Origin of the sequence: Bacillus sp. FDAARGOS_1420 (assembly GCF_019344915.1) — a bacterium.
Taxonomy (GTDB): Bacteria; Bacillota; Bacilli; order Bacillales; family Bacillaceae_G; genus Bacillus_A; species Bacillus_A mycoides.
Genome location: NZ_JAHWJB010000001.1, coordinates 705,001 through 721,871 on the forward strand (window position 1 = coordinate 705,001; position 16,871 = coordinate 721,871).

Here is a 16,871-nt window from a genome sequence, read left to right on the forward strand (position 1 = left end):
TTACAAAAACGTGGTGCACCTACTTTCTTTAATAACTCACGAAAATCTCTATCTCGATGCTTATACCCTTTTCCTGTGATATGTAAGTGATAATGACAAAGTTCATGTTTAACAATCCCGACTAACTCTTCTTTTCCATATACTTCGTAATATCGATAATTCAATTCTATATTATGATTCTTCAATAGATAGCGCCCACCAGTTGTACGTAACCTACTATTAAACATCGCTTTATGTAAAAACGGCATTCCAAAGCATTGTAACGATACCTCTTCCACTAACCGCTGAATTTCTTGCTCATCCATTCTCATTCCTCCTAAACTAAAAAATATTTCCACACTTTTCTCCCTTCTTATACATATAGTAAATAGTACATATACCCATCCTCATTCAAGAAGCGTGATTTCTAAAAATGCAGCATTGCTAGAAATCCACTCACCAACCTCTCATCAAAGTTACTTTAACTAAAAGGAGCTACTTTTTTTGAGAGCAGGATTAAACAAGGAGGGATTCCTATGCCCACGTGGCTAAAGAAGCAAATGCAACGTGCATATTTTGAGAAAAACCGGTATCAAATCAAGTTACTAAATGAATGCTGGTTTTATTATAGTAAAATACATCAAAGCTCATAATCAATTAAACTTTCCAGTTCATAAAAAAAGAGCAGTTTCATCTGCTCTCTTTTCTTACTATTCAATCGGTAACATTGATAATGCAACACGACCTTTTTTCGTATCAATATCATCTACCCATACCTTTACAATTTGTCCCACGGATACAATATCTAATGGATGCTTTACAAATTGTTTGCTTAGTTTAGAAATATGTACTAAACCATCTTGCTTCACACCAATATCAACAAAGGCACCGAAATCAACAACATTGCGGATCGTTCCCTCTAATTCCATACCACGCTTTAAATCTTCTAATTTTAAAATCCCTTTTTTCAGAAGTGGCTTTGGCAACTCATCCCTCATATCTCGCTCCGGGCTAATTAAAGCATCCATAATATCAACTAATGTCGGCTCACCAATCTCCGTCTCTTGAGATAATTTAGAAATATCTACTCCTTCGAAACTCTTTTGCAAGTTTGGTTTCCCCACATCATTCTTTGATAACCCTAAGCTCTTCAATAGCAATTCAACATTTTTATATTGTTCTGGATGAATCCCTGTGCGATCTAACGGATTCGCTCCTTCTAATATACGTAAAAACCCGATACATTGTTCATATGTTTTTGCACCTAGACGTGGGATTTTCTTTAATTCAGTACGCTTCGTGAATTTCCCATCTTCCTCACGCTTAGCTACAATATTTTTCGCAACTGTTTTTGATAATCCCGAAACATATTGCAACAATGCAACTGAAGCTGTATTTACATTAACACCAACTCGGTTAACTGCCGTCTCTACTACAAATGTTAATGATTCATTTAATCTCTTTTGAGATACATCATGTTGATATTGCCCCACTCCAACAGATTTAGGGTCAATTTTCACAAGCTCTGCAAGCGGATCTTGTAGACGTCTCCCAATTGAAACAGCACTTCTTTCTTCAACCTGTAAATTTGGAAATTCCTCGCGAGCTACATCAGATGCTGAGTACACACTAGCACCCGCTTCATTTACAATAATGTAAAATACATCTCGCTCTACATTTTGTAATACATCTACTATAAATTCTTCCGTTTCCCTCGAAGCTGTACCATTTCCAATCGCTATCATTTCAACTTCATATTTATCTATAATTGAAATGATTTTCGTTTTTGCATCCTCATATTTACGAGCAGGCGGATGCGGATAAATAACATCTATGTGAAGAACTTTCCCTGTATCATCTACTACAGCTAATTTACAACCGGTTCTATACGCTGGATCTACCGCTAACACAACTTTCCCTTTCATCGGAGGTTGTAATAATAAATTACGTAAATTCTCAGAGAAAATATGAATCGCTTGTTCTTCGGCCGTTTCCATTAATTCTTTACGAATTTCTCTTTCTATTGAAGGTTGAATTAATCGCTTATATCCATCTTCCATCGCTAATTGTACATAATGCGCACTTTTAGAAGCTTCATCAAGAATCATTTTTTTATGTAAAAACTGAAGAATTTCTTCAATTGGCGTGATAACAGAAACTCTTAATACGTCTTCCTTTTCACCACGATTCATAGCTAGTACACGATGCGGCACTACTTTTTGCAACGGTTCTTCATAGCCATAATACATTTCATATATATTCTTTTCATCTTTTTCTTTATCTTTTACAGATGAAGACATAATCCCTTTTCGGAAAGTAGTATTGCGAATCCAGCTACGATATGCCGCATTATCCGAAACAAGTTCCGCAATAATATCCTGCGCACCTTGCAACGCATCTTCTGCAGACGCCACTTCCTTTTCTGCATTAACAAATTCCATAGCCTTCTCTGCTGGATTTTCTTTTTTATATAATAATAGCCACTCAGCTAACGGTTCTAATCCCTTTTCTTTAGCAATTGTAGCTTTCGTTCTTCTTTTTTCTTTATATGGACGATATAAGTCTTCTACTTCTTGAAGTTTTGTTGCAGCAACAATATGACGACGCAACTCCTCGGTTAGTTTACCCTTTTCACCAATAAGACGAAGAACCTCTTCTTTCCTATCTTCTAGTTGCATCATATATTGCCATCTTTCTAAGATTGCACGAATTTGCACCTCATCAAGAGACCCTGTCCATTCTTTTCGGTAACGAGCGATAAATGGAACTGTGTTACCTTCTTCTGTTAATTGAATAACATGACGAACTTGCTTTTCTGTAAAGCCTAATTCTTTCACTAACATTTTCATTAACCCTTGTCGATTATCTACCATTTCCATATCCAACCGTAACCTCCTCTATAATAAAAAAAAGTTGCCCTGTAAAGAGAGCAACTTAAACTGCCGATTTAAAAATCTATTAGTCCTAAACTAATTTGTAACGCTTCATCTACACGACTCATCATCACTTCATCCAAATGAGTGATTTTGTCCGTTAAGCGTTGCTTATCGATTGTTCGAATCTGCTCAAGTAAAATAACAGAATCCCTCTCAAAACCGTACTTTTTCGCATCAATTTCCACATGAGTGGGTAATTTCGCTTTTTGAATCTGTGCAGTAATAGCCGCTACAATCACAGTCGGACTAAAACGATTTCCGATGTCATTTTGAATGACAAGAACCGGACGAACGCCTCCTTGCTCAGAACCAACAACTGGGGAAAGGTCTGCAAAATACACGTCGCCGCGTTTTACAATCAAAATATTACCCCCCGCTAACTAAGCGTTCTACTGTATGAGCTGCTTCATACTCTGCTAAGAAAGCTTCAGATGCAATACCAAGATTAATTTTTCCCATTTCAATGTACCCACGTCGCATTGATTCATGTTGGTAGCGTTTCTTCGTCTTATGTTGACGCAATAACAGTTGTGTTGCCTGGCAAATTAGTTCATGGCGATTCTTATTCTCTTGTTTTCCAATTCCGTCCAATTCCGTTACCATTTGCTTTGGCAACCGAACCACGATTTCAGTAGTTACACTTGATTCGGACACAAAAATACACCTCCACCGTCAACTACACACCCAAATATATATATGACACCTATTGTAATAATACCATTGTATGGAGCCTGTTGCAAAGACTTCCTTATTCCTTGCTTATGTTTTCCAATTCATAAATAAAACATTCATCTTCTTTTACTTTTTATCTCTTTCAAACAAGAAATAAAGCAATCCTTCCATAATATTTCATTGCAACTTATATTAATAACAAGTATAAAAAGAAGCTCCCCAGCGAAAAAGAGCCTATTCTTTATTAGTGAAACTCCTCCAAATGACGAGATGCTGAGTAATAATACCTTCTTCTATATATCGTTCAAATAATTGATTACTTCTACAACTTTACCGTGTCGTATAAATATTCTCGGTACACGGAAGCTTATCGTTGCAATAATTTCATAATTAATAGTCCCGGAATATTCAGCAACCTCGGTAGCACTAATATACTCATCACCTTGTCTCCCAATGAGTGTAACTTTCGTACCAAGTGGCACTTCACAAGGAAGATGTATCATGAATTGATCCATTGTCACTCGCCCTACAATCGGTACTCTTTCACCGTTTACAAGTACCTTAAACCCTTGCAATCTTCTAAGCCAGCCATCTGCATACCCAATCGCAACTGTCGCAATCCATTCTTCGGTTCTCGTTCGGTATGTGACATTATAACTAATCCCATCCCCTTTAATCACTTGCTTAATATGAGCAACTTTCGTATGAAGTGACAACGCCGGTTCCAATTTAAACGGTAAAAAAGGACGTATTTCTACAGATGGGGATAGTCCATACATCGCAATACCAATTCGCACTGCATTAAATGTAATCCCTTGAAATCTTAACGTTGCAGCACTATTGGCTGTATGGACAAATTTAGGGTTCACTCCAAATTCTTTCAACCAACTTAACTGCTGCAAGAACGTATTATATTGCTTATCAAAGTAAGAAGTCTCAACCTCATCGGATGTTGCAAAATGTGTATATACTCCTTCTAACTCTAAAAATGGCGCGCCTTCTAAACTCTTTAAGAACCCCTTTAATTCTTTGCGTTCGCGTATTCCAATTCTCCCCATACCACTATCAAAATTAATATGGAATTTCATTATTGATGAACCATCCCAGAGCTTTATCGCGTCTTCTACCCATTCTTTTTGAAAAACAGTTAATGCTACATCATTTTCAGCAGCAACATTTACATCACGAGGAGGGGAAGGACCTAATACTAAAATCGGTGCAGTAATACCAGCCCTCCGAAGCACTAAAGCTTCATCTAAAAAAGCAACTGCTAATCTTGTTGCCCCTGCTTCTAATGCGGTTTTAGCCACTGGTACATAATCGTGCCCATATGCATTCGCTTTAACTACAGCAAAAATTTCTACATCACTTGGAATGAACTCTTTAATATGCGTAACATTGTTATAGATCGCATCTAAATCCACTTCCACCCAAGTGTCACGGTAAAACGGCGCTTCTTCCATAAATACACTTCCTTATACACGATATGCGAAGCTTATTCTTTTATATGCTTCTTTTATGAAATCCACCTTCAAACTAAGAAAAGACGTGGTGCACATATATCACCACGTCTAAGAAGTTTACTTCACCTGCTTCGCTGTAACCGAACGAGCAACCATCAACAACTCATTCGGCTCTAAACCTTTAGACACGAGCATATATTCTACTCCGTTATATGACCACGTTACAGAGTCTTTCGTCAATGCACCAATCGCGAAACCAAGATCAACCGGCTCTCCACTTACACTTACCGCCGATGAGGCCTCTGCAACTTTTGACTTTTCTTGTATTAAAGTAAAGGATTTCTTACTTCCAGTGTATGTGAGTATTGCACGCTTGCCACTGTCTGTCTTCAACTCTTCTTCCTCTTTCAAAGTCATACCTTGCGGTGTATCACGTGGATACAAAATAGCAAACGGTTTGTCTTCTTTCGCTGCCGTCTGAACATCCACTTGTGCTCTAGACATATTTTGTTTCGTATCAAATGCACCTTTATCAAACTTTGCATCAAATTTTACTTTAGTGAAATCTACTTTTACAAGGACATTTTGATCATTATCCATCAGTTTCACAGAAACTGGCGTTAGATCACTTTTATTCAGCTTAATCTCTTGTTTCGGCAACATATTTTGATGTTGATAATTTGTTTTTGTTTTAAACACATAATACTTATCTGTTTTCTCGAAAGAGAGATTTTTCTTATCTTGCAAAATATCTCTTACAAGTGATTCATATAAATAAGCCTGGCTACTATTTTGCGGCCAATCACTTTGAAAACGGAAACTCTTATTAAGTGCCGGTGTTAATACAAATACACCTTCATCATTCCTTAAAATAATTTGACTCTGATCCTTTTTCGCATTCTGCAAATTCACACGATAATACGAAGGTTCTTTATGCCAAATTTCTACATTGTACTCTTGAGGTTCATTTCCTGTTTTAATAGATAATTTCGCTTCAGCTTGATAACTCTTCATACTTTTAACTTTCGTTTCTAAATCTCTCACAACATCTTCTTGTTTCTTTTCCATACAACCCGCCAACACAAAAACGGTCAATAAACCGACAAGAACTAAAAACAGACGCCTTTTCATCACTTCAGCCCCTTTGCCCCTATAAATGAATGGAAGATATGCCTTCCTTATCGCTACCTCAAATATATGAGACAAAGATATAAAATATGCAGACTAGCGTGACGAGCTTTCCAAAACAACTTGAGCAACGGCAAATTCTTTACTATGACTAATTGATAAATGAACAATATGCTCTGTATTTGTAATGATAATCGGCTTACCTCTATCATCATTCCTTACTTCAATATCTAAAAAACTCACTTCTTTCCCGATACCGGTCCCTACCGCTTTAGAATACGCCTCTTTTGCTGCAAATCTTCCAGCTACGAATTCTGTAAGACGACTTCCTTTCAGCCCCTCGGCAACACCACGTTCTCTTTCAGTTAAAATACGTTCCATAAATTTAAGCTTTCCATCTAGCATTTTTTCAATTCGATTTAACTCAATAATATCGATTCCAATCCCTATAATCATTTCAAAATCCCCTTCTTCTATTTAGCTTTCTTCATTCATATTGTAAGAATAACAGAGAATCTTTCTGATGCAAAAGGAGGGATACTAACAACATGCTAATACCATCCACTCGCATTTCCTTACAACCGATTATCATTTCTTTACTTCTTATACAATTAGTCATGATTATATTGAGCGACTTTTCCCTCTTTCACCTGGCAGCCTACAATGAATATATCGCTAAAGGAGAATGGTGGCGTGTCATAACTTCCTTACTTGTACACGTAGACTTACAACATTTCCTTTCTAATAGTATTTGTTTATTCGTATTTGGTTCTTCTATCGAAAAACAACTAGGACACTTTTCTGTCATCATTATTTTTTTCCTTTCTGGCATTCTCGGGAATATTTCTTCTTATATTATTATGCCTCTTGAATATATTCACGCCGGAGCATCTGGTGGTATTTTCGGATTACTAGGCGCCCAATTATTTTTATTGTATAGTCGATATCGTTCTTCAAAACCAAGAGACATCGCTATTTTTTCAATAATGATACTTATATTACTACTATTTACTTTCTTTAATCCCTCTGCCAATCCTATAAGCCATTTAACAGGACTGATCATCGGCGGCATGTGCACCCCTTTTTTAATAAAGTGAAACTTTAATCAGTGGAGGGGATTTTCCATCCCCCACTGATTATTAGCCCGCACCAATCGGGCTTTTACGGTCAGCCCGGCTCCCACCTAACTCCCTCGCATTCGCCGAATTTTGAGGCGGGAGTCTTACTGCCCGGCAAATAGCGGGACCAAAAAAACGATGGCGCAGAGCTTATTTAATATAGAAGCTCGCACCATCGATAATTTCCACATCTGTTTGTTTACTTAACTCTCTCATTAGTTGAAATAAAGACTCGTCCTTTTTCTTCGCCTCAATCATACAATCAATTCGCGGAACGCTCCCCTTTATCTTTTTCAAAAAAGATAAGAAAGTATCTACATCAATAAAATCTGCATGTGCTCTCGGGTTTTTTCCATCTCTAGGACTGGAGATGTGCATTTTAACCGGTAACAAAGACGATTCCCACGTATGTACAACACGCGCCCAATCTTCATGCCAATCTTCCTGGTCATTATTCATCATATGATGGTGCAAATCAAACACGACTGGAATGTCTAATTTCTCACCTAAATACAATGTTTCTTCTAAAGAAAAGGTCGTGTCATCATTTTCTAATATAATCATCTCTTGAATACCTCTTGGAACAGTTGACCAATTTTCTATAAAGCGTTCTAATGCAAGCTCCTTATCTTTATAACCTCCTCCCACATGTAATACACATCGTTGCTTATGTTCAATTCCCATGCCCTTTAACAATTTTTTGTGCATCTGCAATGTCTTTACAGATTGTTTGAAAATACTCTCCTCAGGTGAATTTAGTACAACAAAGTGATCTGGATGGAAGTCAATTCGCATATTCATACGAATTGCATATTCACCTAATTCTTTCAGATTTTCTTTTAAAGGACGAATATAGTTCCAATCTAACAACTCCTCATGATTCGCTAAAGGAATAAGCTTGGAACTAAGTCGAAAGAAAGATATATCATGCCCTTTATTATGTTTTAATAACCGTAAGCAATTTTCCAAATTCGAATTAGCGATTCTTTCAAGTTTACGAATTGCAGCCTCTCGATCATCAATCCGCTGAAACTGTGCATATGTCATCGTTTGAGATGGAGAAGCATTCTTCAAATGTACACTCATCGCAACATACCCAAGTCTTACAAGCATATAGCACCTCATTTCTATACGAGTTACTATGTAGTATGCACAATTACAGAAATAAAAAAAGAGAATGCCAGCAAAGGGCATTCTCTTTTTTATTAAGCTTGTGGACGGCTATGATGTTTTCTTTCGCCGCGTCCATTTGAAGATCCAGGGCGACCTTCACCTTTACGACCACGGTTACCATCACGGCTACCAGCATCACGGCTACCGCCATCACGATTACGATCACGGTTACGACCATCGCCACTTCCGCTTCCACGTCCATCACGATTGCGATCACGGTTACGACCATCGCCACCGCCGCGTCCATCACGACTACGATTACGGTTACCATCACGGTATCCACTTCCGTTACCACCGCGTTTTTTAGAACCGCCACCGCCACCTCTTGAAACAACTGGTGGTTCTGATGTTAAAGCGATCGGAGTTGTATCCGGCTCTTTTGTCATCATTTTTAAAGCAGCAGCTACTACTGTTACAGAATCATTCTCTTCTAACATTTCTTCTGCAATACGCTTGTAGTATGATAAGTTATCATTTTCAATTGTGCTTTGAAGTTTTTCAGCGATTAAACGTTGTTGACCTTCTAACGCCTCGTCAAGTGTCGGTGCGTCCATACGATCAACCTTACGTTTTGTTGTACGCTCGATATTTTTTAATTGTCCTGATTCACGTGGTGTTACAAATAACATTGCAATACCTTTTTTACCAGCACGGCCAGTACGACCGATACGGTGAACGTATGATTCTGGATCTTGTGGGATATCGAAGTTGTATACGTGTGTTACGCCTGAAATATCAAGACCACGTGCAGCAACGTCTGTTGCAACAAGAACTTCAATAGTACCTTCTTTAAATTTACGTAATACAGACATACGCTTCGCTTGTGTTAAGTCACCGTGAATACCTTCTGCTGCATAACCACGTAAGTTTAATGCTTCTGATAATTCATCAACACGACGCTTTGTACGACCGAATATGATTGCAAGCTCTGGAGATTGAATATCTAGTAAGCGTGTTAACACGTCAAACTTTTTCTTTTCTTGCACTTCTAAATAGAACTGCTGAATGTTTGGCATTGTTACTTCTTTTGCTTTTACTTTAATGTGTTGAGGCTCAGTCATGAAACGCTCAGCAATACGACGGATTGGATCTGGCATTGTCGCTGAGAATAATAATGTTTGATGTGTTTCTGGCACATCTGTTAAAATCGCTTCAATATCTTCAATGAAGCCCATGTTTAACATTTCATCCGCTTCGTCAAGAACAACAGTCTCTACGTTTTGTAAGCGAAGTGTTTTACGGTTGATATGATCTAAAATACGACCCGGCGTACCTACAATAATGTGTGGGTGTTTTTTTAGAGCACGAATTTGGCGGTTAATATCTTGACCACCATAAATTGGTAGAATACGAACACGTTTATGTTTACCAATTTTGTATAGCTCTTCTCCAACTTGAATTGCTAATTCACGCGTTGGCGCGATAACAATACCTTGAACTGCTTCTTTATTTGTATCCACTTTATCTAATAGTGGTAATCCGAATGCTGCTGTTTTCCCTGTACCTGTTTGCGCTTGCCCAATAATATCCTTACCTTGCAATGCATGTGGAATTGTTTCAGCTTGAATCGGCGTAGCCTCTTCAAAGCCCATACTTTCAACAGATTGTAGTAAAGACTCACTTAATCCTAGTTCTCGAAATGTTGTCAATGTTACTTCTCCTTTTCTATCCTATACTTATCATTTAAAAAAAGGCGTTTTCCGAACTTGCGGAAAAGCCATTTTCCTGAATACTTACGTATATAACCGGGCGTATATTCTTCACGAAAATACTTCTAAACGTTATTACACTTTATCAATTATAAGTTTTGTAGGTGTAAAAAGCAAACCCCAACTGTTACCTTATTTCATATTCAGAGCTTTTTTCTTTACTTTTATTTTTTTATCGTTTACTGTAAGCGCTTATTATAAGTTTCCACTATTTTCGTGGCTATCATCCCTATTTATATACACCAATTATTTCAACATCGTAATTACTTCTTCTAATTTCATGCCGCGAGATGCTTTTACTAATACAACATCTTTCGTACCGACTACTGCTTGCAACTCTTTTATTAACTCTTCTTTACTATCATACGCTTTTACACGGTCTTTAGGGAAATTAATTTTTGCACCTTCAGCAATTTGAGCCCCTAATTTACCATATGTGAATACATATGAAATTTTTGCTGGATCAATTAATTTACCTACTTCATAATGAAATTGCACTTCTTGATTTCCAAGTTCTAACATATCACCAAGCACAACAATTTTTTTAGCAAATCCATCTAAACCATTCATTAGGTGGAACGCAGCTTCCATAGCTGTTGGACTAGCATTATAAGCATCATTGATAATTGTTAAACCACTATCTGTTTTTACAATTTCCATACGCATACCTGTCATTTGAAGTGTTACTAAACCTTGTTTCATTTCTTCCCACGTTACACCAAAATGTTTTGCAATTGCCATTGAAGCAAGCGTATTATATACATTATGCTTTCCTAGTACTGGCAAATAGAATGACAAAGTTTCATCCCTGTTCATCTTAAAGTGTGTCCCAGTAGCCTGCAATGTTACAGTAGTTGGATAGTAATCATTTGCTCTCGCATCACCAAATGTAACTGTTTCAGCTGCTAAATTCATTTCTGGAACACGATTCGTTAATAGCGGCTCATCTCCATTATATACGAACACGCCACCCTTTTGTAAACCTGTAACAATTTCTAACTTCGCTTCAGCAATCGCCTCACGAGAGCCTAAATCCATTAAGTGCGCCTCACCAATGTTCGTAATAATAGCTGCATTAGGACGAGCTAACTTAGATAGAAATTCAATTTCTCCTCGGCTTGACATGCCCATTTCTAATACAGCTACTTCTGTATTTTCCTCTAAATTTAAAATAGTAAGAGGTAAACCGATGTGGTTGTTGAAATTACCTTCTGTTTTTTGAACTTTAAATTTAGTCGCAAGAATACTTGTTACAATATCTTTCGTAGATGTTTTACCATTACTACCCGTTACACCAATAACTTTTACATCCAATTGATCACGATAGTTTTTCGCTAACATTTGCAATGCTGCTAGTGTATCTTCTACAAAAATAACCGGAAGATTTTCAGGTGGGTTTTCTACATCTTTCATCCATAATGTAGCAATCGCCCCATTTTCAACAGCTTTGTCTACAAAAGCATGTCCATCGAAACGTTCACCTTGAATTGGAACATATAAATTTCCATTTTCAATTTTCCTCGTATCAATAGACACTCCTTGTATAGTAATTCCCTCATACTGCTCTGCTAATCCAGTACCATTTATCATCTGCTCTACTTGTTTTAACGTTCGATTTATCATGAAAACACTCCTTACATAGAGGAAGCACTATTCCTTCGAATAGTGCTTCCTCCTTTTTTGTTAGATTGTATATTTAATTTTTTGTTTTTCTTCGTGACGCTCAATCGCTAAGCGAATTAGCTCTTCAATTAATTCCGGATACGGTAACCCTGTATGTTGCCATAATAGAGGGAACATACTAAACGGCGTGAATCCTGGCATTGTGTTTACTTCGTTAATATATACTTCTCCATCTTTCGTTAAGAAGAAATCAGCTCGTGTTAAGCCCGAACCATCTAATGATTGGAATGCGATAATTGCATCTTGCTTAATTACATTAGACTCTTCTTCTGTCATTTCAGCTGGAATAATTAACGCTGTATCACCATCGATGTATTTCGATTTGTAATCATAAAAATCTTTTTTCGGTACAATTTCACCTACAACTGAACATTTCGGCTCATCATTACCTAATACACCAACTTCTACTTCACGACCTACAATATTTTCTTCTACAATAATTTTACGGTCAAATTGGAATGCCTCTTCGAATGCATTCTCAAGCTCTTCACGATCGTTACACTTATTAATACCAACACTTGAACCAAGGTTTGCTGGTTTTACGAAGCAAGGATATCCTAATACTTCTTCTACTTTTTCATACGCTGTTTCACGATCTTTTTCCCATGCGCTACGAATGAAAGATGCATATTTCGCTTGTTTCAATCCAGCTTCTGCAAAGATATTTTTCATAACAACTTTATCCATACCAGCAGATGATGCTAATACACCGTTACCTACATATGGAATGTTTAGTAATTCTAATAACCCTTGTACTGTTCCATCTTCGCCATTCGGTCCATGTAATAATGGGAAAATAACATCAATTGCATCTTCTTGTTTAGAAGTTGCCGTTGGGATAATTTCTGTACTTAATGATACAGGAGAAATTGTATTCTCTTCCCCACTCATTTGTAATGCCTCAACATTTGTTACTTCGCCTTCAATACGCTCTCCACGCATCCATTGGCCTTGTTCTGTAATATAAATTGGATGAATCTCGAATTTATCTTGATTTAATGCTTTAATAGCAGCAAGAGCCGTTTGTAACGAAACTTGATGCTCAGCTGATTTTCCACCGTATAATAAACCTAATTTAATTTTTGTCACTGAAATCACCCTAACCAATTGTTTTCATTTTTCTATTTTAGCACTTTTTATAAAAATAGGTAGTTCCTATTTGAAATAAAATGTAACTTCCACAAATAATTAAAAGACACCACTTATTGGTTTTCTACACTTTTTCTCTTTAATTTCTACACACCTAAACAAAATTAAACTTTAGAGCAAAATTGCTATCTAATCTAGTTATGTACCTAAAATATGTAGAAATCCACTTTGTGTGTATGTCATCTATATTACCCTACCATTTGTGGAGGGTGAAAAAACATTGATTAAAGTTTTATTTTATTAAGAAGACTGTTTTGTAGGCGTATCTTTTTGCCTCTGCTCAACAAGACGATCTAAAGAAACATATACAAAGCCTGCAACTACACACCCTACACTTAAAATTGTAAATAAGTAGTGACCAAGCAAACGATCCAATAAAAAACCACCAAGAAGTGGACCGAATGCACTTCCTGTAATCCACTGCAAACTCGCCGCCCCCATATAGGTTCCTCTCAAATGCTCAGGGGCCAAATTCGCTACAAACGTCATCTGTACAGGCGACATAATCATCTCGCCTAACGTATATATGGCATAAACAAACATTAACGTCATTAAAATAATTGTAGCATTTGTATCATATTCTCCAAACCACTTCGGTAACCATCCTATAAAAAACAAACCAATTCCGAACAAACACGCACCGTATAACATCGTCTTTCCAACAGGTTTATCTGTCGCCCATTTTGAAATTTGAAATTGAAATAAAACAACTAATAGACCATTTAATGCCATTAAATATGGGTATGGATTGTTGACTCCAAAAATATCCTTCATTTCGTTATCAAAGTGAAGCGGTAACATGCCTTCTGTTTGAGAAAACCCCATAGAAATAATGATCCCCGCTAACAAATAAATCATTAACGCCTTATCTCTCATTAAAATTTTCCAAACTGCTCCGGATTCCTGCTCTTTACTTTTTTCCGTCATATCCGTAATTTTTGGCATTGTTTCTTTAATAAGTACTAACACTAGTAGCGCATAAAACAACATAGCGGATGAAGCAATAATAAACACGAGGTTCTTTGATAAAACAACTACTGATGCTCCCATTATCGGTCCAATTGCAGCACCAATATTGTGTCCCATTCGCAATAAACCATATGCTTCTGTTCTTTTTTCTGGCGCCGTCACATCTGCAACCATCGCTGATGCTGCTGGATGAAATAAAGAATTACTTAACCCTAAAAAAATAGATAAAATAGCGTATGGAATAAATCCTTCGATAAATAAAAAACCGAGCATTAATAACGCATTACTCGCCATTGAAAATATCATAATTGGCTTTCTTCCATATATATCAGCTATTCTTCCGCCTATAAGCGAGCCAAAGCTTGCAGCTATTGGAGAAAGCGCCATAATGATTCCAACTTGTAATAAAGAATCTACCTTATCTTTTAAATATAGTGCAAAAAAAGGCATTAACATCATCATCGCAATTCCGTTCAATGTCTCACCGATAAATCGAATCCATACGTTACGATCCATCTCTCTTAACTCACGCCATGTATTTTTCATAAATTCCCCCCTTAGTTCCCCAACAATTATATTATATATAATTAGAAAAATGTAAATTTTCAAACACAAAATTTAGCCATAACAATCCCTGTCGAAATAAGTAGAAATTCTTCTGAATATGCACGATCTTTATCACTCTTTCTATATATCTTTCTATATATCTTTCTATAACTTTTTTTGGTATTATTATACATGTCGATTCCATAAAAGAGGCATGCTCCCGTAGTGAGCATGCCTCTTTTTACTTATTTAGCAGTATATGAACCCTCTTCAATCCAGCTATACATATATTTTTCATCTTCCGTCTCATGTGCTTGTTTTACAATACGAAGCGGACGGAATGTATCTATCATAACAGCCAGTTCAAGTGTCTCTTTCTTCCCTATACTCGCTTCTGTTTTCCCTGGATGTGGCCCATGCGGGATTCCGCTTGGATGAAGCGTAATAGAACCTTCTTCTACACCTTTTCGGCTCATAAAATTACCTTCTACATAGTACAGTACTTCATCACTATTCACATTACTATGATAATATGGTGCCGGAATAGATTCTGGATGATAATCGTATAAACGCGGTACGAAAGAGCAAATGACGAAATTATGCCCTTCGAATGTTTGATGTACTGGTGGTGGCTGATGAATACGACCTGTAATTGGTTCAAAATCCTCCACATTAAAGACCCACGGATATAAATACCCATCCCATCCAACAACATCTAACGGATGGTGCCCTAACACATGCTTGTGCATATAACCTCTCGACTTTGTCATTACGACAAACTCACCTTTTTCATCATATGTCTCCAATTTCTCCGGTCCACGCATATCTCTTTCACAAAACGGACTATGTTCTAACAATTGCCCATATTCATTGCGATAGCGACTTGGTGTTGTAATTTGGCTATTTGCCTCTACAACAAGAAACTTAGTCTCTCCCTCATCTGGAATAACACGATAAATCGTTCCAATTGGAATTGTTACATAATCACCTTTTCTATAGTGAATCGTTCCAAACATCGTTTCAATTTTTCCTGTTCCATAATGAACAAATAACATTTCATCGCCATCACCATTACGGTAAAAATAATCCATTTTTTCTGTTGGACTCACTACTCCAATTAATAAATCCTCATTCCCAAGCATAAAGTTTCTTCCGCTTACTGCATCACCAGTTTTTTTATTTTCTTTCGTACGGAAGTGGCGATGAGCAAGAGTAACATCCTCTTCATACTGTAACTGACAAGAATGCGATAATGCCGCATGCCCTACTTCTGTTGGCATATAATGATGATACAAAATAGACTGGGTACCAGAGAAACCTTTTGTCCCCATTACCTGCTCACGATAAAGCGATCCATCTTTTTTACGAAATTGTACATGTCGTTTATGAGGTAGCTCCCCCATGTGACGATAAAACATGCCCATCACCTGCTTCCATTTCTTTTTTGACCGTATTACGTAACGTACCTAAACCCGTAATCGACAGCTCTACAACATCTCCATCTTGCAGCCACTCTTCCGTACCAAGCTCCAAAATACAGCCCGTTCCCACTGTACCAGACCCGATAACATCCCCTGGATATAACGTAACATCTTCCGAAGCACGTTCAATCATTTCAGAGAATGCATAATAAATATCTTGGAAATTCCCTTTTGATAACAGTTGCCCATTTACATGAGCAGTCATCTCTAAATCATAACGATCACCATTACGATAAACGTCTAATTCCTCTTTCGTAACGAGATACGCTCCTAATGAAGTTGCAAAATCTTTTCCTTTCGCTGGACCGAGTCCCACTTTCATTTCTGTTGCTTGTAAGTCCCTTGCACTCCAGTCGTTCATAATGCAGTAACCAAAAATATATTCCTCTGCTCGTTCACGAGAAATGTTTCGTCCTTCTTTCCCAATTACGCAAGCAATCTCTAACTCATAATCAAGCTTTTTAGACTTCTTCGGACCAATAACAAAATCATCTGGTCCAATAACAGCACGGTGGTTCGTAAAATAAAAAACCGGGATATCATACCATTCAGGTACAACATCTAGCCCCCTTCTCCCGCGGGCTGTTTTTACATGCTGCTCAAATGCATAAAAATCTCGAATGCTACTCGGATTAGGAATTGCCGCTGCTAATTGAACTTCCTCTAAGGAATATATACCCTTTTCAGGATTCTTAATATTACGCAATACTTCTACATACTCATCTGCTTTCTCTAAAAAGGCGAACATAGAAGAAGGTAATTGTCCATTACTTGCAAGATTCATATCGATTACTTTGTCACCTTCAAGCCATCCAGCTCGCATTTCTTTCGATGGGAGACGAAATGTAACAAATTTCATCGTGAT

General features: G+C 37.3%; 16 protein-coding genes (1 of these 16 running past the window's edge). 2 read left to right on the forward strand and 14 right to left on the reverse strand.

Going from position 1 to position 16,871, the window contains the following annotated elements; all coding sequences use genetic code 11:
* On the reverse strand, positions 1–305 hold the 5' portion of the coding sequence (locus I6L50_RS03675; RefSeq protein WP_219300594.1) for a SprT family protein. Its footprint begins 151 nt before the window's first position; the window shows 305 of its 456 coding nt (coding positions 1–305); its start codon is at positions 303–305; its stop codon lies beyond the left edge, outside the window.
* Between the two features lie 210 nt (positions 306–515).
* Between I6L50_RS03675 and cmpA the strand changes: the two genes are divergently transcribed.
* Entirely contained in the window at positions 516–632 is a 117-nt protein-coding gene (gene cmpA / locus I6L50_RS03680; RefSeq protein ID WP_001143642.1) for a cortex morphogenetic protein CmpA, read from the forward strand.
* Between the two features lie 57 nt (positions 633–689).
* Here cmpA and I6L50_RS03685 read toward each other — a convergent pair whose 3' ends face one another.
* The 6 genes from I6L50_RS03685 to acpS form a co-directional block, all read right to left on the reverse strand.
* Entirely contained in the window at positions 690–2,858 is a 2,169-nt protein-coding gene (locus I6L50_RS03685; RefSeq protein ID WP_002029442.1) for a Tex family protein, read from the reverse strand.
* 68 nt (positions 2,859–2,926) lie between these two features.
* The gene (gene ndoA / locus I6L50_RS03690; RefSeq protein WP_000635965.1) at positions 2,927–3,277 is read right to left on the reverse strand and encodes a type II toxin-antitoxin system endoribonuclease NdoA; all 351 of its coding nucleotides are present in this window, start codon (positions 3,275–3,277) and stop codon (positions 2,927–2,929) included.
* Between the two features lie 4 nt (positions 3,278–3,281).
* Positions 3,282–3,569 (reverse strand): antitoxin EndoAI, encoded by a 288-nt coding sequence (locus I6L50_RS03695; RefSeq protein WP_000004570.1) that lies wholly within the window; start codon positions 3,567–3,569, stop codon positions 3,282–3,284.
* 311 nt (positions 3,570–3,880) lie between these two features.
* Positions 3,881–5,050 (reverse strand): alanine racemase, encoded by a 1,170-nt coding sequence (alr, locus tag I6L50_RS03700; RefSeq protein WP_002009971.1) that lies wholly within the window; start codon positions 5,048–5,050, stop codon positions 3,881–3,883.
* 117 nt (positions 5,051–5,167) lie between these two features.
* Positions 5,168–6,118, reverse strand: coding sequence for a LolA family protein (locus tag I6L50_RS03705; RefSeq protein ID WP_219301287.1), 951 nt, complete (start codon positions 6,116–6,118; stop codon positions 5,168–5,170).
* Positions 6,119–6,274: 156 nt separating this feature from the next.
* Positions 6,275–6,634, reverse strand: a complete 360-nt coding sequence (gene acpS / locus I6L50_RS03710) for a holo-ACP synthase (RefSeq protein WP_002029438.1) — start codon at positions 6,632–6,634, stop codon at positions 6,275–6,277.
* A 92-nt stretch (positions 6,635–6,726) separates the two neighbouring features.
* On the opposite strand from acpS, the gene I6L50_RS03715 reads away from it, so the two are divergent.
* The gene (locus I6L50_RS03715; protein WP_219300596.1) at positions 6,727–7,275 is read left to right on the forward strand and encodes a rhomboid family intramembrane serine protease; all 549 of its coding nucleotides are present in this window, start codon (positions 6,727–6,729) and stop codon (positions 7,273–7,275) included.
* A 171-nt stretch (positions 7,276–7,446) separates the two neighbouring features.
* Here I6L50_RS03715 and uvsE read toward each other — a convergent pair whose 3' ends face one another.
* The 7 genes from uvsE to I6L50_RS03750 form a co-directional block, all read right to left on the reverse strand.
* Complete coding sequence (uvsE, locus tag I6L50_RS03720; RefSeq protein WP_002029436.1) at positions 7,447–8,409, reverse strand: UV DNA damage repair endonuclease UvsE; 963 nt, start codon at positions 8,407–8,409, stop codon at positions 7,447–7,449.
* Positions 8,410–8,501: 92 nt separating this feature from the next.
* Positions 8,502–10,118 carry a degradosome RNA helicase CshA gene (gene cshA, locus I6L50_RS03725; RefSeq protein ID WP_002063522.1) on the reverse strand — a complete coding sequence of 539 codons (1,617 nt, stop codon included), beginning with the start codon at positions 10,116–10,118 and terminating at the stop codon, positions 8,502–8,504.
* A 306-nt stretch (positions 10,119–10,424) separates the two neighbouring features.
* Entirely contained in the window at positions 10,425–11,801 is a 1,377-nt protein-coding gene (murF, locus tag I6L50_RS03730; protein ID WP_219300598.1) for a UDP-N-acetylmuramoyl-tripeptide--D-alanyl-D-alanine ligase, read from the reverse strand.
* Positions 11,802–11,861: 60 nt separating this feature from the next.
* Positions 11,862–12,950 carry a D-alanine--D-alanine ligase gene (locus I6L50_RS03735; RefSeq protein ID WP_219300600.1) on the reverse strand — a complete coding sequence of 363 codons (1,089 nt, stop codon included), beginning with the start codon at positions 12,948–12,950 and terminating at the stop codon, positions 11,862–11,864.
* A gap of 300 nt (positions 12,951–13,250) precedes the next feature.
* The gene (locus tag I6L50_RS03740) at positions 13,251–14,525 is read right to left on the reverse strand and encodes an MDR family MFS transporter (protein WP_002009960.1); all 1,275 of its coding nucleotides are present in this window, start codon (positions 14,523–14,525) and stop codon (positions 13,251–13,253) included.
* Between the two features lie 245 nt (positions 14,526–14,770).
* Positions 14,771–15,943: a homogentisate 1,2-dioxygenase gene (locus I6L50_RS03745; RefSeq protein WP_113938346.1), complete on the reverse strand. Its 1,173-nt coding sequence runs from the start codon at positions 15,941–15,943 to the stop codon at positions 14,771–14,773.
* Positions 15,909–16,865: a fumarylacetoacetate hydrolase family protein gene (locus I6L50_RS03750; protein ID WP_113938345.1), complete on the reverse strand. Its 957-nt coding sequence runs from the start codon at positions 16,863–16,865 to the stop codon at positions 15,909–15,911. The genes I6L50_RS03745 and I6L50_RS03750 overlap by 35 nt, the downstream gene beginning before the upstream one ends.
* Positions 16,866–16,871: the final 6 nt, after the last annotated feature.

Bases quoted from the DNA above. Each gene is read 5' to 3' on its own strand.
- cmpA (WP_001143642.1), top strand. From the start codon at position 516: ATGCCCACGTGGCTAAAGAAGCAAATGCAACGTGCATATTTTGAGAAA.
- I6L50_RS03685 (WP_002029442.1), bottom strand. From the start codon at position 2,858: ATGGAAATGGTAGATAATCGACAAGGGTTAATGAAAATGTTAGTGAAA.
- alr (WP_002009971.1), bottom strand. From the start codon at position 5,050: ATGGAAGAAGCGCCGTTTTACCGTGACACTTGGGTGGAAGTGGATTTA.
- I6L50_RS03705 (WP_219301287.1), bottom strand. From the start codon at position 6,118: ATGGAAAAGAAACAAGAAGATGTTGTGAGAGATTTAGAAACGAAAGTT.
- acpS (WP_002029438.1), bottom strand. From the start codon at position 6,634: ATGATTATAGGGATTGGAATCGATATTATTGAGTTAAATCGAATTGAA.
- I6L50_RS03715 (WP_219300596.1), top strand. From the start codon at position 6,727: ATGCTAATACCATCCACTCGCATTTCCTTACAACCGATTATCATTTCT.
- uvsE (WP_002029436.1), bottom strand. From the start codon at position 8,409: ATGCTTGTAAGACTTGGGTATGTTGCGATGAGTGTACATTTGAAGAAT.
- murF (WP_219300598.1), bottom strand. From the start codon at position 11,801: ATGATAAATCGAACGTTAAAACAAGTAGAGCAGATGATAAATGGTACT.
- I6L50_RS03740 (WP_002009960.1), bottom strand. From the start codon at position 14,525: ATGAAAAATACATGGCGTGAGTTAAGAGAGATGGATCGTAACGTATGG.
- I6L50_RS03745 (WP_113938346.1), bottom strand. From the start codon at position 15,943: ATGTTTTATCGTCACATGGGGGAGCTACCTCATAAACGACATGTACAA.
- I6L50_RS03750 (WP_113938345.1), bottom strand. From the start codon at position 16,865: ATGAAATTTGTTACATTTCGTCTCCCATCGAAAGAAATGCGAGCTGGA.